We start from the raw sequence: 19168 nt of genomic DNA, 5'->3' as shown, positions 1-19168 counted from the left end.
ATTGAATATAAAAGAAAAAATTGATTTGATAATAAATGAGATAAGAGAAACTGTAAAATCATTAAAAAAAGACAAATTAATTGTAGCATTTTCGGGAGGACTTGATAGTACCGTTACAGCTATCTTGTGCAGAGAGGCTTTGGGACCCAGAAATGTTGAGTTGGTAAATGTGGTTTACGGTCCATTTACCTACAAACGTAGTATACAAATAGTAAAAGATGCAGCCAAAAGGCTGGGATTAAAAATCACTTTTTTAGAATCTCTCTACCAAAAAGAAATATGGAAAAATGGTCCATCATGCAATATGTGTACAAAAAGTGTAAAAATGAATACCGTAAAAATGTATGCAAAAGACAATCTTGTAGTTACAGGTTCAAATCAAAGCGATAGCTGGGGAAAGACTGGTTTAAAAGTTTTTAACGGTCTTTACGCACCACTTGCTAATCTAAACAAAAGGGAAATTAATGATATACTTAACTATTTCTCATTTAAACTTGAAAGAATAGGAGAAAATGCCAAAAGAGAAGGCTGTAAGCTAAAACATTTATTGAAAATAATGACCAACCTAGATTATCATGGAAAAGCTGTAGATATTGCAAATGAAATATTAATTGAAAACGTTCCAAAAAACATCGAACTTGCAAATGTGAAAATAATCGGTCCGTTATCAAAAAACATAGCCATAATAAACGTTAAACCTATGGTTGAAAACATTGAAAAAATAGCAAAAAAAATAAGAAACCTTGCTGTGATAGATGAGGTAATAATTGCAAAAAAACCTCTAATCTTACACGTAATAGCAAACCCATCAATATACAGAGTTAAAAATTCAAGATATTGGATTGAAAAAGGAAAATTACAACCTGAATTTGCTGTACCTATAAAAGTTATATGGAAAGAATCAAAAAACAACAAGCTTAGAACCATTCAAGTAGTTGGGGTGGAAGAATGGAAAGATTTCGAGAAGGAGAAATTGAACATGTCATTGGATACAGATTTAGAAATAAAGAACTCTTGTTCACTGCTTTAACTCATACCTCATATGCTAACGAAAACAAAAAACAGTCATATGAAAGACTTGAATTTTTAGGTGATTCAGTAATTGATATACTTGTTTGTACAATTCTCTACGAACAATATCAAACACTAAACGAAGGTACAATGGCTCAAATAAAATCAGCCGTAACAAGTGAGGATATACTTTTTGAAATTGCCAAAAAATTTAATCTAGGAAAATACATACTTTTAGGTAAAGGTGAAAGAAGAAGCAGAGGTTCAGAAAAAAAATCTATCCTTGCAGACGTTGTCGAATCACTTATTGCAGCAATATACTTAGATTCAAACAAGAATTTAAAACTTATAGAAAACCTATTTTCTAAAATATTCAAAGATTATATTGATATCTTTTTAACGGGTAAAAGAATTTTTGATTACAAAACAAAACTACAAGAATTAACTCAAGATAAATTCAAACAATTACCCGTTTATGAAACTACCACAGTTGGAGGGAAATTTATTACTACACTTAAGATAAATAATAAAATATACTCAAAAGCAAAAGGAAGTTCAAAAAAAGATGCAGAAAAATTAGCAGCAAAAATTGCATATGAAAAATTAAAGGAGGAGGAAAAATATGGAAAATAAAAAATTAGCGGAATACAATATCACTTGGGAAAGGTATGAAAAAGCCATATCAAAAATATTACAAGATTTCGCAAATAGGGGACTTGAAATTGTAACAGTTGAAGAGCTTTGGGTAGAAAGTTCACTACCAATTGATCTAATTCTAGAAATTCTTGAAAGAAATAACATCACATTTCCCAATGAAATAAAAGAAATAAAATACAAAAACAATACGATTTGGAGCAAATTAGAAAAATGATAACAACATTTTTCAATATTTTGCCACCATTTTTAATAATATTAATTGGATTCATCTTTGGTAAAGCTTTTTCTTTTGATATAAAAATTGTTTCAAAATTATCTTTATGGATAATGGCAACAATTTTAACATTCACCTTTATAAACGATTATCCACCAAAGCTTTCCCAATTAAATACCTACGGTTTTGGTGTTGCAATACTGTTTATTATATTTTACTTTGTTTCGTTAATGTTTAAAGAATACAAATCCCTAATTTTCACAAATAGCGTGTATATTAATACAGGATATCTTGGTTATCCCATACTTTTATCTGTTTGGGGAGAACAAGCTCTTTCGTATGGCGTTATTTACTCAATTCTCAATATGATACTAGGATCTATATTTGTTCCAATGTTTTTGGGAAAAAATATAAATGTAAAAAATATATTTAAACTTCCCTATATCTATGTAATTACAATTGCTTATATCCTGTCAATAAGTGGTATAAGTTACAAAAATTTTCCTAAACCAATCCTCGAAACAATTTTACTACTAAAAAATGCAGCTATACCCCTCTTGTTATTGTATGTTGGACTATCCCTATCAAAAATAAATTTCAAAAAAATAAACTTTAAAATTGTCATATCAACAATTTTAATAAGACTCTTTATTTACCCAACACTTGCTTTAATTTTTGTATTCATCACTTCAATGGAAAAAAGCTTGGGAAAGGTTTTTATCTTGGAAAGTGCAATGCCAACTGCAATAAACAGCGTAATACTTATAGATGCAATAACTGGGGATTCATCAGACATAAGCTTAACAGTAGCGGCAACTACATTAATTTCAGCATTTACAATTCCCATTTGGGTATTTCTTATTGAAAGGTTTATTTAAAACAATTTATCATTAAATAATATTATTTTTCTAAAAATTTCACAAATTTAAGTCTTTTCATTTTACAATACTTTGTGATATAATTTACTTGGAGGGAATAAACCAAATCTTTTTTAGCTTAATGTTACAATGAAAATGTGAAAAATATCGTTTAGTGTTAATATATTAGAGGAGGGATATGATGGCCAAAATTTTCCTTAATGGACGTGAATATGAAGTTCCTGATGGTTTAACCGTCCTTGAAGCTGCTGAGAAGCTAGGTGTAAAGATCCCAACACTTTGTCACCATCCAGAGCTTGAACCAATTGGAGCATGTAGGGTTTGCGTTGTAGAAATTGAAGGAGCAAGAACCTTACAACCTGCATGTACGACAAAAATAACAGATGGAATGAAAATCAAAACGAACTCAGATAGAGTTGAAAATGCAGTTAAATTTAATCTTTCTCTAATAATGGCAAACCATCCAAATGATTGTATGTATTGTGAAGCTGATCAAAGATGTGAATTAAAAAAATTGGTCCATAAATACGATGTAAGACCTATTTTTAATCCCACAGATTTATCAGATATATTTGATGATAGTAGTCCATCTATCCAAAGGGATCTTTCAAGATGTATTAAATGTCAAAGATGCGTAAGGGTATGTAGCGAAATCCAAGGTATGAACATCTACTCAATGGTTGAAAGGGGCTACAAAACTGTTCCACAAACCGCATTTGATCAACCTGTTTATGAAACAGAATGTATATCATGTGGTCAATGTGCTTACCTATGTCCAGTTGGTGCAATTTATGAAACCCCAGATTGGAAAAAAGTGTTAAAACTATTAGAAAGAAAGGAAAAGATTTTGGTTGCTCAAACTGCTCCATCAGTTAGAGTTGCTTTAGGAGAAGAATTTGGTATGGAGCCAGGTTCAGTAAGCACGGGAAAAATGGTTGCATCACTAAAAAAATTAGGCTTCGATTACGTTTTTGATACAAATTTTGCGGCTGACCTTACAATTGTAGAAGAAGGAACTGAATTAGTTGAAAGATTCAAAGAAGGCGGTCCATTCCCAATGTTTACAAGTTGTTGCCCTGGTTGGATAAACCTTCTTGAAAAAATATATCCCGAATTTATTCCAAACGTTTCAAGCGCAAAATCTCCACAACAAATGATGAGTTCTGTTGTAAAAACATACTTTGCAAAAAAAATAGGTGTTGACCCGGAAGATATAATTATGGTATCAGTTATGCCTTGTACAGCAAAAAAAGACGAAATAAAAAGACCACAACAAAAGATTAAACTAGAAGATGGCAGAGAAATTCAAACTACAGATTATGTAATAACAACCAGAGAACTTGCTAAACTTATTAAACTCAAGGAAATTAATTTTGCTGGTCTTCAAGATGCGGAATTTGACAATCCTCTTGGAACATCGACTGGTGCCGCTGCAATATTTGGTGTTACCGGCGGTGTTATGGAAGCAGCCCTTAGAACCGCTTATGAAGTCATCACAAATAAAGAATTACCAAAATTAGAATTCACCGCAGTAAGAGGATTAGATGGAATAAGAGAAGCTGAGATTGACATAGAAGGAAAGAAGGTAAAGGTTGCAATAGCTCATGGAACCGCAAATGTAAGAAAATTATTAGATGATATTAGAGATGGAAAGCGATACTATGACTTCATTGAGATTATGGCATGTCCCGGTGGTTGTATTGGTGGTGGAGGGCAACCAAAAAGCCTTGATCCAGATATTCTTAAAAAACGTGCAATGGCAATATACTCAATTGATGAGCTTAGTACACTTAGAAAATCTCACGAAAACCCAGATATTCAAAAACTATACGAAGAATTTCTTGAAAAACCAAATAGCCATATTGCTCACGAGCTATTACACACATATTACACAGATAGAACAGTAAAAAGCAAAGCAATTGTTGAGTAATTGTTTTCTTTTAAAAGTAAATAAGATGCCTTTCTGAGGCTGAGGGACATTACCTGAGGCCAAGGAAAGGGGAGAAAATTAAGGGTATAATTTCCCCCTTTCCTTGGTTAAAAAATGGAAAGGGGGATTTTTTATGGAAAACTTCTATTCAATAAACATAGTTGTTGGAAAAAGAAGTGAATCCTATGATAAAGTAAACGAAATATTACACAATTTTTCAAAATATATAAAGTTAAGAGTAGGTTATCCAATTGAAGAAGAAGATAGCGCGGTAATATTTATACTATTTAAAGGTAACAACGATATATTAGGAAGTTTTACTGGAAAATTAGGACAAATAAAATATGTAAAAGTAAAAAGTATGCTAATAAAGAAGGAGGGATAATATGTACATATTTACAAAGGAAAAATATTGTGAAAAAACATTCATTAATACTGAAGAAATAGAGGAATTATTAGAAAATACCAAGTTTCCAGATAGTGAAAAAATTCGCAATATTCTCCGAAAATCCTTAAATAAAGAAAAACTCTCTCCAATTGAAGTTGCCACATTACTAAACGCTAATTCCAGAGAACTATGGGAAGAAATTTTTGATGCAGCAAGAAAGTTAAAAGAAAAAATTTATGGAAACAGAATTGTATTATTTGCACCGCTTTACATTGGTAATGAATGCGTAAACGATTGCGAATACTGTGGTTTTAGAGTTTCAAACAAAAAGGTAGTTAGACAAACTCTTACTATTGAAAAATTAAAAGAAGAGATAAAAGCTTTAGTTAACAAAGGACACAAAAGATTAATCGTGGTATATGGAGAACACCCCAAATATTCACCGGAATTTATCGCAAAAACAATAGATGTAATATATAACACAAAATATGGGAACGGTGAGATAAGAAGGGTAAACGTAAATGCCGCTCCTCAAACTATAGAAGGGTATAAGATTATAAAAGAAGTTGGAATTGGAACCTTTCAAATATTCCAAGAAACATACCATATACCTACATACAAAAAAGTACATCCCCGTGGACCAAAATCAAACTTTGCCTGGAGGTTATACGGCCTTGATAGAGCAATGTTAGCCGGTATTGATGATGTGGGAATCGGAGCACTTTTCGGATTATACGATTGGAAATTCGAAGTTATGGGACTAATTTATCACACTATCCACCTTGAAGAAAGATTTGGAGTCGGTCCACATACGATTTCGTTTCCAAGAATTGAACCAGCAGTAGGTACTCCTATTGCAGAAAGGCCACCATATCAAGTTAATGATGAAGACTTTAAAAAAATAGTTGCGGTGTTAAGACTTGCTGTACCATATACAGGATTGATTTTAACTGCAAGAGAACCTGTGGAAATAAGGCGCGAAGTCTTAAAATTAGGCGTATCACAAATAGACGCTGGCTCAAGTATAGGAGTAGGTTCATACTCTGATAAAGATCCTGAATTAATAAAGAAAAGTCAGTTTATCCTAGGAGACACACGTACCTTGGATGAAGTAATCTATGAATTACTCCAAGAAAACTATATTCCATCATTCTGTACTGCATGTTATAGAGCAGGAAGAACTGGTGAACACTTTATGGAATTTGCAATACCAGGTTTCGTAAAAAGATTTTGTACTCCAAATGCTTTGTTTACTCTCAATGAATACTTAAACGATTATGCATCAGAAAAAACTTATGAAATTGGGAAAAAAGTTATTCAGAAAGAAATAGAAAAATTAAGTGGGAAACAAAAAGAAGCTGTAATTAGTGGATTAGATAAAATTAATAAAGGTGAGAGAGATGTCAGATTCTAGATTAAAAGAATTATTAAACACAATTGTAAAAAAATACAATTGTAAAATATGGATTAACAAAAAAATTGGGAAACGTACTTCCTTTGTTGAAAAAGCGGGGAATGAATATTATCTGCCACCAGAAGTTATTTACGAAGACGAAGAATTTATAATTTTTTCCGAAAATCTAAACAAAAAGGATGATGATTTCCTTAAAAAGATATTACATGAGGTGATAGAATATGCAAGAAATATTGAAAAAAATACAAAAAGATAGTGTAACTATTGATGATCTTGAATATCTGATTTCAACAGATAAATATAACGATGAAATTCTATCTCTTGCAGATGAAATAAGGGGAAAATACGTTGGAAATGAAGTACATATAAGAGCAATAATAGAATTCTCAAATTACTGTAAAATGGACTGCTTATATTGCGGGCTCAGAGCACCAAATAAAAATTTAAAAAGATATAGAATGACACCCGAAGAAATTTACAAAAGAGCACAGCTAATTGCACAAAAAAATATAAAAACTATTGTACTCCAATCTGGTGAAGATCCATTCTACACTACAGATATCCTCAAAGATTTAATAATAAAAATAAAATCACTTGATATAGCAATAACACTAAGCATAGGAGAAAGAGACTTTGAAGAATACAAAATTTGGAAAGAAACAGGTGCAGATAGGTATCTAATGAGACATGAAACAGCAGATGAAAAATTATACAACTATCTTCATCCACATGATACATTCGAAAACAGAAAATTACATCTTCTTAAATTAAAAGAAATTGGATATGAAATTGGAGCAGGTTGCATGGTAGGACTTCCCGGACAAGGACCTAGAGAACTTGCAAAGGATCTTATGTTTTTAAAGGAGCTTGACTCTGATATGATAGGAATAGGCCCATTTATCCCCAATCCAGACACCCCACTAAAGAATGAAAAAGGCGGAGATTTAAAAACAACGTTAAAAATAATCGCACTAGCAAGGATATTAATCCCAACAGCAAATATTCCCGCAACAACTGCTATGGGCAGTTTACATCCATTTGGAAGACAAATGGCATTAAAGGCAGGTGCAAATGTAATAATGCCAAACTTAACTCCAAATCCTTATAGACCTCATTATACACTTTATCCAAATAAAATATGTTTGTTTGAAAAAGATACAAGTTGTATTGAATGTGTCAAAGGTATGATAACAAGTTTAAATAGAATAATAGGAAAAAACTATGGTTCTAGGGTAAAAGTATCATAAACAAGTTCCCCATTAACAAATACTTTTTCTAATTTAGTCAAATTTTTATCGCTATATACTACAAAATCCGCTAAATAATTGGGTGCAATGCGCCCAATTTTTTCTTTTATAATGTTTCCTGAGCTCTCTGTATATAGCAAAATTGCATCTTTAAAGGAAAAACCAAGTTTTAACGCTGCATTAATTACATATTTGGGATCAATGGGAGATACAGGTCCATCACTTGAAAAAGAGAGCAAAATCCCTTCTTCATACATTCTCCTAAACGGATAAATTAAAATGTTTTCCAAGTTAATATTATCGACTATCTCAAGATCTTCAAAAAAGAAATGAGGTTGAACAGATAAATTAAAAGCTCGTAATTTTTCAAAATCACTTTCCTTTACAAGTTGAGCGTGGATTATCCTATGGCCACTATACTTTCCGAATGCTTTTATAGTTTTAGACAAAGCTTCATCGCCTATTGCATGTACACAAACTTGTAAGTTATTTTTCTCCGCAAAAGAAACTATTTCTTTAAAATTTTTTGGAAGTGTAAATACGCCATAACCATTCGTATTTTTATATGGTTTTGATAAATAAGCAGTTTTTCCACCCAAAGATCCATCTGCAAAAATCTTTATTCCTATAATCTTTGAAACGCCATAATCTCTGTATTCAAAATTCCATGGTGTGTTTGTGTATAATTTTTCAAATATACGTAATTTACTATCTTTTAACAATCTTTCCAATAAATTAAAAGAAATTCCGTGAAAATCATCCGAGTGTACACTTGTAATTCCATGCTTTAAAAATTCTCTCTCTCCAACCTTAAACGCCCTATAAAAAAACTCTTCAGGTAAAAAATTCCAAATTTTTTCTAACTCTTCCTCAAATATATAATATCTATCTATATTCAAAAACTCTTGTGACTTTTTATTAAGAAAAGCAACATGACCACACTTTCTAATTAATATAACCATTGAATTTAGTTCATCAAAAAGTTTTTCGTTCTCAATTCTTTCCCATCCTCTACCTATAATAATCTCATCTTTTCTTTCAAAAATTTCATCAAATGAGTTATTAGATACATCATACGTTAACTTTTTTATTCCAACACCTAAAACGTGGGCATGAGAATCAGAAAAACCTGGAAGGACATACTTCCCCTCCAGGTCTATTGTTTCAACCTCTTTTTCATTAAAATTCCCACCAAAAAAACTATTATCTTTTACATAAAAACTCTTTTTTACAAATCTTCCACTATCCCATACACAGGCATTTTTATATTCTCTAATTTTCATGATAATAAAGCTGTCAACTCCACCAATTCCATATTTAAAGATTTCTTTTGCTTTAAAACCTCATCAAATCTCACCGGAACAATCTTTCCTCCTTGAAGTGCTGTCATTACAAAGCTTTGCCCTCTTTTTAAATACTCAACAGCTGCAACACCCATTCTCGATGCAAGTAACCTATCAAATGCAGTTGGAGAACCACCTCTTTGAATATGTCCTAAAATCGTAATTCTTGTTTCATAACCTATTCTATGTTCAAGGTGTCTTGCAACTGTATATGCACTTGCCGCACCCTCTGCAACAACTACTATACAATTTATCTTTCCTCTTTCCCTCTCTTTTAATATTTTATTACCAAGAGCCTCGTAATTTACCGGAATCTCTGGAATTACTATAGCTTCAGCCCCAGTAACCAACCCGGCAACAGTAGCAATGTATCCTGATGATCTTCCCATAACTTCAACAATAAATGCCCTTTCATGAGAAGACGCAGTGTCTTTCAATTTCTGAATAGCATCTACCACTGTGTTTAAACACGTATCTACCCCAATACTCATATCAGTCATTGCAATATCATTATCAATTGTTCCTGGAATACCAACTACAGGTACTTTTTGTTCTTCCTCCAAAAACATGGCACCGTGCAAACTACCTTCTCCACCAATTACAACAAGTCCTTCAATTCCATGTTTGGATAAAATAGCAGCAGCTTCTTTCCTTGTTTCTTTTCTTACAAATTCAGGACATCTACTACTTCTTAAAATGGTACCACCTTTCTCCATTATGCCACCTACAGAAGCAAAATTCATTTTAATAAAATCTTCGTCTAATAAACCGGCATAACCTCTCTGAATTCCAACAACTTCTATATCATTTCTAACTGCATAACGAACCACTGCTCTAATGGCGGCATTCATTCCTGGGGCATCTCCTCCACTAGTCATAACGGCTATTTTCTTCATAAAATGCCTCCCTTTTCAAAAAGTTTTCACAAGTATATAATACCACAAAATAAGACAAATTCAACAAATATTCGGAAATATTTTTAAAAGGAGGCAAAAATTAAAAGATTATATTCTTTACCTTCTCAACAACTTCTTTAGGATTTCTACCAAATACTCTTATCATTGCTTCTTTCCCCCAAAAACCCTTATCATAAATCATGTCTGGTGGATATTCCAGACTCTCAATTATGTTTGCAATACCCCATCTTAATGATTGGCCTTCTTTAAGTTTAACCTCATCTGGTTCTAATTTTCTCACATGTTCATAAACCTTATATCCCACTTTCTTGGCTTTTTCAACATATCTTTCTTCATATCTAATATTGGTTGTACATCTTACAAAAGGAAACTTTTTCATCATTTCCAAAGTCATCCTAGCAGTATGGGACTTCCCTTTAAAGGTTGCATCCCCTAAAAAATGAGGCTTTCCAAATACAAGTCTTATTCTACCTGGAAATTTTGCAACCTGTTCTTCATTTTCAGCCCAAGGCAGTGCGTATGAAACATTTTGTCCAACTTCTGGAATGGTTAAATGTCCAATCTCCATAATATCTAAAATTATTCTATTTAGTTCATCCAACACTTCCCACTTTTGCCAATCTCTTGATAACAATTCAACTTGGAATCTTTTATTAGATTTTTTCAAAACTTTTACCATAATTTCAGAAGTTCTTTTTATTGCCTCAAATGGCTCATAATCTAATACCAATAGGCTGGAAAATAAAGTTGAAAACACACAACCTGTTCCTCTAAATTCTCCATTAATCCTTTCATGGGTTACAACTCTATCTTTGTATTTAATTTCAATATAGTCTTTATTATCATGTCCTCCAGTTATTATCATATTGTCACTTATTCCTATTTTTTTTGCCTCTAAACTATTTACAATTACATAATCTGCATAATTAATGTATTTTTTTACATCATTTTCATCTAAAAACTTATATCCACTAGATGATTCCAAAACAGGATTCCACACTATAATTGAATCTTTATACATTTTTCTCAATTTTTCTAAAAGTTCTGGCAAAACTATTCCAATTTTTATAACCTTAACATCGTGAAAAATTTCTATCTCATCTAAAATTTCATCTAAACCTCTAAATTTCACACTATACGTTTTTTCCAAAGTTTGTTTAGTAAAAGCACTAACTGATGAATAAACACTAATTCCCATTGCAGTAGCAACCCCAACGTCCTGAATCAACCCCGCACCAGATGATGGATCAAAACCAGAAATAATCAACATCTTTTTCACTATCTCACCCCCAAAAAATCAATAAGTTTTTCAATACCATTACATTCAGGAGTAGATTCAATAACAATATCCACGTTAAATGATTTTATTAACCTAAGTAAGTCAATATACACTTTATCTTCATACCAAGGCATATGATGACACGTTTTATATGTCTTACTATTTGCATAATACACATGAAATTCTTCAATAAAATCAGCTAATTGTTCTATAAATTCAAATGGATTCAATCGATCATCTATTAAAAGGTGACCTAAATCTATACAGAGCCCTAAATTTAATTCCTTGCATAAAAATCTATAATCACTTGCTTTGTAAAAAAAACTATTTCCAAATGTGTTTTCTACTCTAACTTTAATGATATTGCTCAATTGTTCTAATAATCTAAAATTACTTCTCCAATCTTTTGTTTGTAGAGTATCTGGATAATGAACTATCAAATACTCAGCAGATAAATTCCTAGCAAACAGCGCACTCTTTAATATTTTTCGAAATGTTTCCTCAAAGTCACCACTTGTAAATTTTGGATGAGAAGAAAGTTTAAAAATGAACGGAGCGTGAATACCATAAGGTTTCTTTATATTATTTATGCTATTTAAAAAAGTGGGATCTAAAAACCCCAATTCAAACAAATCAAAACTTCTAAACTTCTTTAAAAAATATCCTAAAAACCTTAAATCACTTCTTATAACACTCGTTGATACTCCTAATCTCACTTTTCTAAATACTCCTCTACAATTTTTAACGAACAAAACGGCCCACACATAGAACAGCCTTCTCCTTTAAATGGCTTACTGTCCAAATACTCCTCCACAATTTCCCTATCTAAAACTACATCTTTTATTCCATCCCAATCTAAATTCTTTCTAAAGAGTGCTAGTTTATAATTTTCTTCTATATGCTTTCCTCTGGAAAAATCAACAGCCATACCTGCTATCTTTGAAGAAATAACCCCTAATTTTACATCCTCCACAGATGGCAATGAAAGATGTTCTGATGGTGTTACATAACAGATAAAATCTGCTCCACTTTTGGCTGCAATTGCGGCTCCAATTGCAGAAGTAATATGATCATAACCAGGTGCAATGTCCAAAACAATTGGTCCAAGTAAAAATACAGGAGAATTTTTCCCATATTTTTTCATTAGTTGAACTGTAGATTCTATCTGATTAATTGGCACATGACCAGGCCCTTCCAAAATTACCTGTACATTCTTTTTTCGCGCTTTTTCAACTAATTCTTCAAATATAAACCATTCTTCCAATTGTAGTTTATCCATAGAATCAAAAAGATTTCCTGGCCTAAGTGAATCACCTAAACTCAATGTCACATCATATTCTCTTGCAATATCTAATACTTCGTCAAAGTATTTATAAAAGGGATTTTCTAAATCATTTTTAATTATCCAACCAGAAATAATTGAACCACCACGACTAACGATTCTCATTATTCTCTTTGAATTTTTTAATTTTTTCACTATATCTTTAGTTATACTCACATGTAATGTAACAAAATCAACACCTTGTTTTGCATGGTTTTCCAAAATTTTCAAAAAATCTTTTTCAGAAAAATCAACCACATTCTTATGCTCCATATACGCAACAACTGCAACATCGTATATAGGAACAGTCCCAATTGGAATATCAGACATATTTATTATTTTCTCACGTTGCTTTTCAATATCCCCCCAAGTAGATAACAGCATAACGCTATCTGCACCAAATTTTCGTGCAGTATGAAACTTTTTTAATTCATACTCAAAATCATCATATCCAAGTGAAGTTCCAATATTTGCATTAACCTTTATCTTTAAACTTTCCCCTATTGCCATGTACTTTCTTAGTGAAGAATGATTTTTATTGTTTGGAATAACTATAGTTCCATTCAAAATTCCACTTATTAAAAAATCAACACTTACATTTTCAGATTTTGCAACTTCTTCCAAAAAATCTGGTATATCACCTTTTTTTATCCTGTCAATCAAAGTCATTTTTTCACCTCTTTCCATCTCGTTTTTCTAAAAAATAATCCCCCTCAACTTCGGAGGGGGAAATCTTTTTTGAAATTTTCTCTACCCGTCCCTCCGCCGGTATTACCCGGTTCAGGTTCTAAGGGTCGAAGACTTCCGCCTTCCTCTCAGCCCCGGCTTATGGAGCTCCCCTCGGGTTTTCTTATTCACTTTCAACTATATTTTATCTCTTATCATATCCATTGTCAAACTTTTTCTTTAACTTCTTTTATTAATCTAAAAAAGAAAAAGTACGAATATATTCCAAAAGTTAATATTGAAAATATCAGCAACTTAAAAACTGACAAGTCTGACTTTAGAACAGATAAAATTACCTTTAAATAAAAAAGTATAAATAAAAACGCAAAAAATTGAGCAATAAAGTAAGTAATCACAGAGTTAGTCAAATAAAGTGGAAAAAAAGAAAAGATAGTTAATATTAACGCAACATAATAAATAGAAAGTATATTAATTTTTAATTTTTTTCTTAATCTATTTCCAATTAAATATAACAATACTAAAAACGAAACAGAAGATATTCCTAAAAGCATTTGAGAAATGTTCTCATACAAAAAGTACAAAATATTCGATAACAAAGAAAATATTGTATATATTATATAAAAGAAAACCATCCAAAAATCATCTCCTCTCCCATGAAAAAGTATATTAAACTTTTTCTATAATGTCAAATAAACAAAAAAGCCCAGGCCATAAAAACTAAGCCTGGACCATTTTTGTATTAATTCAAAAATTATTTACTGACTTCAACACTTAACTTTTCTACTATAGCATTTGCAACTTTTTCGCCCGATTTTAACATTCCACCAAATATCGGCCCCATTCTTGGGCCACCACCTACTGAAACTGCTGCCATTCCCATCACAAATAACCCAGGAAATACTTCTTTCGTATTTTTAAGCACAAAATTCTCTCCTTCTTTTGCATTCATTGGAAATTCTCTTATTTTATCCAAAGGTAACTCAACTTCTAAATTTCTATCTATAATCATTTGAACAACACTTGCAGGATGTCCCGTTCCATCAACTACATACTTTGCTTTCACAGTTATTGGATCAACATGGAGTCGTTGTTTAATGACTGGTGCCCAATTAATTACAACCCCACATAATCTGTTTTCTTCCATTAAAATATCTTCTACTATAACGTTATTAAATATCTTTGTACCAACTTTGGTTGTATTATACAAAAGTGATGAAGCAAAATGTACTGAATCAATAGAAATAAAACCATTCAACCTTTTATAATTCATCCCAAATTCTTTCAACATCCATTCAAGCTCTTCTTCTACAACTAATTCATTAAACAGCATTCCCCCACCCCAAGTACCCCCACCTGGATCATTCTTTTCTTCAAATATAACGACTTTAAATCCATTTTTTGTTAAAAAATAAGATGCAGTTAGTGCACTGGGGCCTCCTCCTACAATTGCAACATCTACATCTAATGCATCGTTAAATTTTTCAAAAAAACCATTTACAATAATTTTAGAAATTTCTAAATCCCACATATAATAACACCTCCACAAAAAATTTTGCCCTCCATGCGGAGGGCAATGCAATTAAATTTTCTTCAACAATTTTCATTCCCGTCCCTCCGCCGGTATTACCCGGTTCAGGTTCTAAGGGTCGAAGACTTCCGCCTTCCTCTCAGCCCCGGCTTATGGAGCTCCCCTCGGGTTTTCTTATTCACTTTCAACTATATTTTATCCCACAATATTTTAAATGTCAACAACCGTTTTAATTTTTCCAATACAATAATTTAATTCAATAAAATTTTATTTCTTAGCTGAAGCTCCATCAATTTCCCTAAAATGTTTTATATTTATCTTTTCTCTTTTTAACATATTAGACAATACATTTTTTGGACCAACTTCCAAGAATTCTTTTACCCCTAACTGTAACATTCTTTTTATAGATTGATACCAATATACAGGACCTGCAATTTGTTCTAACAAATAATATTTCAACCTTTCGGGATCTGTTGATTCTTTTCCTGTACTATTTAACACAATGGGAACGGTAGGTTTTCTAAACTTAACATGCTCAATCTCTCTAATCAATTTTTCCCTTGCACTATTTAAAAAAGGTGTATGGAAAGGTCCTGAAACTACTAATTCAGTTGCACGTATTCCTTTTTCTTTGCAATCATTTATAAACTTATCAATTGAAGTTTTCAATCCGCTAACAACAGTTTGGGTCGAAGAATTATAATTTGCCACATATAAACCCTCATAATTTTTTACCATTTTTTCTACCTCTTCTGCTGAGACCCTCAAAACAGCTGCCATGCTTCCTTTGCCTGGTTCAATTGCTTGAGATATATATTCTCCTCTCTTCCTAACTAAATGTATGCCAAAATCAAAATCATAAACACTTGCCGCTGCAAAAGCCGTATATTCTCCCAAACTATGCCCTGCAGTAATCTGAAATCCTACACCATTTTGTCTTAAATAATTATACGCCACATAGCTTGCAAGATAAATTGCTGGTTGTGCATTTTCTGTTAATTTTAATGTCTCTTCATCACCATTCATTATTTCAATTAAATTTAAATTCAAAACTTCTTCCGCTCTTCTACCAAAGTAATCCCAATCGGGATATACTGAAAAATCATTGGCCATTCCAGAATATTGAGAACCTTGACCTGGGAACAAAAACGCTCTCATACTTCCACCACCCTTAAAACTCTTTTTGAAATTATTACAGCTAAAATCATCTTTACAAAATCTATACCAATAAACGGCAAAACTCCAACCATGAATGCTTTAGAAAAACTTTTAAGATGATATGCTAGGACACTAAACCCTAACAAATATATCACCAAAAGCCCAAAAATACCATACAAAAACATTGAAAAATAATCTTTTTTGGAAAATGCAACAATTAACGCAGCAATGGGAAACGCCAATAAATATCCGCCTGTTGGTCCAAAAAGATGCACAATCCCTCCAGAAAAACCTGCAAATACAGGTAAACCAACGATACCAAGTAATAAATAAATTATCTGCGTTAATAAAGCTTGAAAGGGTTTTAAAAAATATCCTGTTAAAAATATCATCAAAACCTGTAAAGTTATTGGCACAGTGCCAATAGGTATACTAATTTGAGAGCCCACAACTGTTAATGTGACAAAAAGTGCAATTAATGAAATATCTCTTACTTTCATTAAAAACCCTCCTTTAAATTAGAAACAACCTTTTTAAATTCTTCCATGACTTCATCAATTATCTCTTTAACTGTTTTTATCTCATCTATCAATCCAACTGACTGGCCTGCCATAAAAGAACCTTCATCGACATTTCCATATACCACTGCCTTTCTTAAACTTCCTACAAGGATATTTTCAGCTTCCACCGGACTTGAAACTTCTAAATTTTTCACTAATTTTGAAAACTTTGTTTTTATCACACGTGCGGAATGGCCTAAGGATGCACCGGTAATTACTGTATCCCTTATTCCAGACTTCAGTATAAGTTTTTTAAAATTTTCATGTACTTGGGCTTCTTTTGAAGCGATAAATCTAGTACCCATTTGTATCCCTTCCGCACCTAAGGCAAAAGCTGCTGCCATACCTTTTCCATCAGATATTCCACCAGCTGCAATTACAGGAATTTTTACCTTTTTTGAAACAGCATTTACCAAGACAAATGTGGTAACCTCTCCAATATGCCCACCTGATTCCATTCCCTCTGCTATTACTGCATCAGCACCACTTCTTTCCACCATTCTTGCCAAACTATCAGATGCAACTACAGGTATTACTTTTATTCCCTTTTCTTTCAAATCTTTAATATATTTTGTTGGATTTCCCGCTCCAAACGTCACTACTGGCACATTTTCCTCTAAAACAACGTTTACCAATTCATCTGTAAATGGCGAAACTAAAATTATATTTACACCAAAAGGTTTATCAGTTAATGACCTTATTTTCTCTATCTCTTTTCTTAAATCTTGCGCTCTCATAGGTCCTGCACCTATTATACCCAATCCTCCTGCATTTGAAACTGCAGCCGCTAGTTTTGCAGTTCCAGCCCATGACATCCCCCCCATTAAAATAGGATACTTTATATTTAAAAGCTCACACACTCTATTCATTTAATCACCCCTTTTTTCCTAACATTAACGTGGCTTTTGCAACTAATTGATTATCCACATACGCTTTTCCTTCAACAAATACAACACTTGCTTTTACTTCTTTTACAAAAACTTCATACCTTAACACGCAATCTGGTCTTACTTCTTTTTTAAATCTAGCATTATCAATACCTAAAAATAAAGGTGTTTCATTTTCTTTTAAAAGCATAATCCCTGCAGCTTGTGCCATACCTTCAATTATATATACTCCGGGATAAATCGGATAATTTGGAAAATGCCCTTTCAAAACTTTCAAATCAGTGGTTATATCCTTTTCTGCAATTATTTTGTTTTCCTCTTTTAAAATAACTCTATCCACTAATAATATAGGATCTCTATGAGGAAGTATTTTCATTATTTCATTTTTATTCATTTTTAATACCTCCCCACTACCACACATGCATTGTGTCCACCAAAACCAAATGAATTCTTAATAAAATTATTTACTTCGATGTTTCTGCTTTCCTCTACAAGGTTTAGTTTTGAAGGAATTTCATCTGGATTGTCTAAATTTGGCATTCCATGTACAAAACCTTCCTGCATTTCAATTAACGCTGCTATTGTTTCTACAACTCCTGCTGCTCCCAAAAGATGCCCCGTTAACGCCTTTGTTGAATTAACTAACACATCTCTTTCCCCAAATACTTCAAGTATTGCTTTTGCCTCTAATTCATCGCCAACTGGTGTACTAGTTGCATGACAACTTACTAAATCTATATCTTCAGGTAATAATCCTGCATCCTTTAACGCAATCCTCATCACAGATTTTGAACCTTCTGCTTCTGGATGTGGTGCACTAAAATGATAAGCATCGTCATTCATTCCAAATCCTTTAACTTCTGCAATAATATCAGCTTTCCTATCCTTTGCAAACTCCTCTGCCTCTAAAACTAAAACGCCTGCTCCTTCTGCCATTACAAAACCATCTCTGTCCCTATCAAATGGCCTTGAGGCTCTTTTTGGCTCCTCATTTCTAGTAGATAACGCTTTCATTGCAGCAAACCCTGCAATAGGAAGAGGCGCAATTGTCGCTTCTGCTCCGCCAATTATTGCAACATCTGTATACCTGTGTCTAATCAACAACGCACCAAGTGCTATAGCATGGACAGAACTTGCACAAGCACTTACAACTGAAAAATTTGGCCCTCTCAAACCAAAAAACATAGAGACTACACCACTTGCCATATTCGAAAGCAACATCGGTATCATAAATGGACTTACCCTACTTGCTCCTTTCTCTTTAAAAACTTCATTTTGTGCATCTAAGGTCAAAAATCCTCCCATACCACTTGCAATAATTACAGAAACTCTATCTTCAATCCCTCTAAAATCTATTTTGGCATTTTCAATAGCTTCTTTAGCCGCAACAAGCGCAAATTGAGAATACCTATCAATCCTTTTTGATAACTTTCTATCGATAAATTCTTCAGGTTTAAAACCTTTTATTTCTCCAGCAATCTGTACAGGTAAATCACTTGGATCAAAATTTGTTATTCTATCTATACCTATAACGTTATTTTTTAAACTTTCAGAAAACTCTTTTACGTTCTTCCCAAGTGGATTAATTGTTCCCATACCTGTAATAACCACTCTTCTCACATTACCTACCTCCTTTAAATTATTCAGTAAAATTATATCAATTTAACTTTTTTAAGTCAAGTAAACTCTCTGTTCCTTTTAAAAACTAAAAAAACAAAACAATAGAAACTTAAATTGTTGCAAAAAAAT

The 19168-nt window shown here is 32.4% G+C and carries 21 protein-coding genes and 2 riboswitches; of the genes, 9 read left to right on the top strand and 12 right to left on the bottom strand.

What is annotated here, in order from left to right:
• Position 1: 1 nt before the first annotated feature.
• The 9 genes from TMEL_RS08260 to hydE all read left to right on the top strand — a co-directional run bounded on the left by TMEL_RS08260 (position 2) and on the right by hydE (position 7739).
• On the top strand, positions 2 to 1030 hold the full coding sequence (locus tag TMEL_RS08260; RefSeq protein ID WP_012057808.1) for an adenine nucleotide alpha hydrolase family protein: 1029 nt from the start codon (positions 2 to 4) through the stop codon (positions 1028 to 1030).
• Positions 949 to 1644, top strand: a complete 696-nt coding sequence (gene rnc, locus TMEL_RS08255) for a ribonuclease III (RefSeq protein WP_012057807.1) — start codon at positions 949 to 951, stop codon at positions 1642 to 1644. The genes TMEL_RS08260 and rnc overlap by 82 nt, the downstream gene beginning before the upstream one ends.
• Complete coding sequence (locus TMEL_RS08250) at positions 1634 to 1882, top strand: hypothetical protein (protein WP_012057806.1); 249 nt, start codon at positions 1634 to 1636, stop codon at positions 1880 to 1882. The genes rnc and TMEL_RS08250 overlap by 11 nt, the downstream gene beginning before the upstream one ends.
• Positions 1879 to 2760: an AEC family transporter gene (locus TMEL_RS08245; RefSeq protein ID WP_012057805.1), complete on the top strand. Its 882-nt coding sequence runs from the start codon at positions 1879 to 1881 to the stop codon at positions 2758 to 2760. The genes TMEL_RS08250 and TMEL_RS08245 overlap by 4 nt, the downstream gene beginning before the upstream one ends.
• 181 nt (positions 2761 to 2941) lie before the next feature.
• Positions 2942 to 4690: an NADH-dependent [FeFe] hydrogenase, group A6 gene (locus tag TMEL_RS08240; protein ID WP_012057804.1), complete on the top strand. Its 1749-nt coding sequence runs from the start codon at positions 2942 to 2944 to the stop codon at positions 4688 to 4690.
• A gap of 133 nt (positions 4691 to 4823) precedes the next feature.
• Positions 4824 to 5075, top strand: coding sequence for a TM1266 family iron-only hydrogenase system putative regulator (locus tag TMEL_RS08235; RefSeq protein ID WP_012057803.1), 252 nt, complete (start codon positions 4824 to 4826; stop codon positions 5073 to 5075).
• 1 nt (position 5076) lies between these two features.
• Positions 5077 to 6492: a [FeFe] hydrogenase H-cluster radical SAM maturase HydG gene (gene hydG, locus TMEL_RS08230; RefSeq protein WP_012057802.1), complete on the top strand. Its 1416-nt coding sequence runs from the start codon at positions 5077 to 5079 to the stop codon at positions 6490 to 6492.
• Entirely contained in the window at positions 6479 to 6748 is a 270-nt protein-coding gene (locus TMEL_RS08225) for a hypothetical protein (protein ID WP_012057801.1), read from the top strand. Before hydG ends, TMEL_RS08225 begins: the two co-directional genes overlap by 14 nt.
• Positions 6714 to 7739, top strand: a complete 1026-nt coding sequence (hydE, locus tag TMEL_RS08220) for a [FeFe] hydrogenase H-cluster radical SAM maturase HydE (RefSeq protein WP_012057800.1) — start codon at positions 6714 to 6716, stop codon at positions 7737 to 7739. Before TMEL_RS08225 ends, hydE begins: the two co-directional genes overlap by 35 nt.
• On the opposite strand, the gene TMEL_RS08215 is transcribed toward hydE, so the two are convergent.
• From TMEL_RS08215 to fabF, 12 genes are all read right to left on the bottom strand, one after another.
• A complete protein-coding gene (locus TMEL_RS08215; protein ID WP_012057799.1) occupies positions 7712 to 9022 on the bottom strand; it encodes an amidohydrolase in 1311 nt (436 codons plus the stop codon). The two genes, hydE and TMEL_RS08215, sit on opposite strands and share 28 nt — an antisense overlap.
• A complete protein-coding gene (gene pfkA, locus TMEL_RS08210; protein WP_012057798.1) occupies positions 9019 to 9978 on the bottom strand; it encodes a 6-phosphofructokinase in 960 nt (319 codons plus the stop codon). Before pfkA ends, TMEL_RS08215 begins: the two co-directional genes overlap by 4 nt.
• Positions 9979 to 10078: 100 nt before the next feature.
• Positions 10079 to 11269, bottom strand: coding sequence for a thiamine-phosphate synthase family protein (locus TMEL_RS08205; protein ID WP_041426257.1), 1191 nt, complete (start codon positions 11267 to 11269; stop codon positions 10079 to 10081).
• Between the two features lie 8 nt (positions 11270 to 11277).
• Entirely contained in the window at positions 11278 to 11994 is a 717-nt protein-coding gene (locus TMEL_RS08200; protein WP_012057796.1) for a sugar phosphate isomerase/epimerase family protein, read from the bottom strand.
• Positions 11991 to 13268, bottom strand: coding sequence for a phosphomethylpyrimidine synthase ThiC (gene thiC / locus TMEL_RS08195; protein ID WP_012057795.1), 1278 nt, complete (start codon positions 13266 to 13268; stop codon positions 11991 to 11993). Before thiC ends, TMEL_RS08200 begins: the two co-directional genes overlap by 4 nt.
• 71 nt (positions 13269 to 13339) lie before the next feature.
• A riboswitch (TPP riboswitch) is annotated at positions 13340 to 13450 on the bottom strand.
• Between the two features lie 42 nt (positions 13451 to 13492).
• Positions 13493 to 13918: a DUF4234 domain-containing protein gene (locus TMEL_RS08190; RefSeq protein WP_012057794.1), complete on the bottom strand. Its 426-nt coding sequence runs from the start codon at positions 13916 to 13918 to the stop codon at positions 13493 to 13495.
• Positions 13919 to 14037: 119 nt separating this feature from the next.
• On the bottom strand, positions 14038 to 14814 hold the full coding sequence (locus tag TMEL_RS08185) for a sulfide-dependent adenosine diphosphate thiazole synthase (protein ID WP_012057793.1): 777 nt from the start codon (positions 14812 to 14814) through the stop codon (positions 14038 to 14040).
• Between the two features lie 64 nt (positions 14815 to 14878).
• A riboswitch (TPP riboswitch) is annotated at positions 14879 to 14989 on the bottom strand.
• Positions 14990 to 15081: 92 nt separating this feature from the next.
• The gene (locus tag TMEL_RS08180; protein WP_012057792.1) at positions 15082 to 15972 is read right to left on the bottom strand and encodes an ACP S-malonyltransferase; all 891 of its coding nucleotides are present in this window, start codon (positions 15970 to 15972) and stop codon (positions 15082 to 15084) included.
• Complete coding sequence (locus tag TMEL_RS08175; protein ID WP_012057791.1) at positions 15969 to 16472, bottom strand: biotin transporter BioY; 504 nt, start codon at positions 16470 to 16472, stop codon at positions 15969 to 15971. Before TMEL_RS08175 ends, TMEL_RS08180 begins: the two co-directional genes overlap by 4 nt.
• Positions 16472 to 17401 carry an enoyl-[acyl-carrier-protein] reductase FabK gene (gene fabK, locus TMEL_RS08170; protein ID WP_012057790.1) on the bottom strand — a complete coding sequence of 310 codons (930 nt, stop codon included), beginning with the start codon at positions 17399 to 17401 and terminating at the stop codon, positions 16472 to 16474. The genes TMEL_RS08175 and fabK overlap by 1 nt, the downstream gene beginning before the upstream one ends.
• 4 nt (positions 17402 to 17405) lie before the next feature.
• Positions 17406 to 17813 carry a 3-hydroxyacyl-ACP dehydratase FabZ gene (fabZ, locus tag TMEL_RS08165; protein ID WP_012057789.1) on the bottom strand — a complete coding sequence of 136 codons (408 nt, stop codon included), beginning with the start codon at positions 17811 to 17813 and terminating at the stop codon, positions 17406 to 17408.
• A 2-nt stretch (positions 17814 to 17815) separates the two neighbouring features.
• Positions 17816 to 19039 (bottom strand): beta-ketoacyl-ACP synthase II, encoded by a 1224-nt coding sequence (gene fabF / locus TMEL_RS08160; protein ID WP_012057788.1) that lies wholly within the window; start codon positions 19037 to 19039, stop codon positions 17816 to 17818.
• Between the last annotated feature and the right edge of the window lie 129 nt (positions 19040 to 19168).

The sequence above is a fragment of the Thermosipho melanesiensis BI429 genome (assembly GCF_000016905.1).
GTDB lineage: Bacteria > Thermotogota > Thermotogae > Thermotogales > Fervidobacteriaceae > Thermosipho > Thermosipho melanesiensis.
The sequence above is the reverse complement of the archived record's forward strand: the minus strand, read 5'-3'. Positions and strand labels throughout refer to the sequence as shown.

Coding starts and splice junctions, on each gene's coding strand:
- pfkA (WP_012057798.1), bottom strand. CDS start 9,978: ATGAAGAAAATAGCCGTTATGACTAGTGGAGGAGATGCCCCAGGAATG.
- TMEL_RS08250 (WP_012057806.1), top strand. CDS start 1,634: ATGGAAAATAAAAAATTAGCGGAATACAATATCACTTGGGAAAGGTAT.
- fabK (WP_012057790.1), bottom strand. CDS start 17,401: ATGAATAGAGTGTGTGAGCTTTTAAATATAAAGTATCCTATTTTAATG.
- TMEL_RS08190 (WP_012057794.1), bottom strand. CDS start 13,918: ATGGTTTTCTTTTATATAATATATACAATATTTTCTTTGTTATCGAAT.
- TMEL_RS08185 (WP_012057793.1), bottom strand. CDS start 14,814: ATGTGGGATTTAGAAATTTCTAAAATTATTGTAAATGGTTTTTTTGAA.
- TMEL_RS08245 (WP_012057805.1), top strand. CDS start 1,879: ATGATAACAACATTTTTCAATATTTTGCCACCATTTTTAATAATATTA.
- TMEL_RS08235 (WP_012057803.1), top strand. CDS start 4,824: ATGGAAAACTTCTATTCAATAAACATAGTTGTTGGAAAAAGAAGTGAA.
- rnc (WP_012057807.1), top strand. CDS start 949: ATGGAAAGATTTCGAGAAGGAGAAATTGAACATGTCATTGGATACAGA.
- thiC (WP_012057795.1), bottom strand. CDS start 13,268: ATGACTTTGATTGACAGGATAAAAAAAGGTGATATACCAGATTTTTTG.
- TMEL_RS08205 (WP_041426257.1), bottom strand. CDS start 11,269: ATGTTGATTATTTCTGGTTTTGATCCATCATCTGGTGCGGGGTTGATT.
- hydE (WP_012057800.1), top strand. CDS start 6,714: ATGCAAGAAATATTGAAAAAAATACAAAAAGATAGTGTAACTATTGAT.
- fabZ (WP_012057789.1), bottom strand. CDS start 17,813: ATGAATAAAAATGAAATAATGAAAATACTTCCTCATAGAGATCCTATA.
- TMEL_RS08225 (WP_012057801.1), top strand. CDS start 6,479: ATGTCAGATTCTAGATTAAAAGAATTATTAAACACAATTGTAAAAAAA.
- TMEL_RS08240 (WP_012057804.1), top strand. CDS start 2,942: ATGGCCAAAATTTTCCTTAATGGACGTGAATATGAAGTTCCTGATGGT.
- hydG (WP_012057802.1), top strand. CDS start 5,077: ATGTACATATTTACAAAGGAAAAATATTGTGAAAAAACATTCATTAAT.
- TMEL_RS08180 (WP_012057792.1), bottom strand. CDS start 15,972: ATGAGAGCGTTTTTGTTCCCAGGTCAAGGTTCTCAATATTCTGGAATG.
- TMEL_RS08215 (WP_012057799.1), bottom strand. CDS start 9,022: ATGAAAATTAGAGAATATAAAAATGCCTGTGTATGGGATAGTGGAAGA.
- TMEL_RS08175 (WP_012057791.1), bottom strand. CDS start 16,472: ATGAAAGTAAGAGATATTTCATTAATTGCACTTTTTGTCACATTAACA.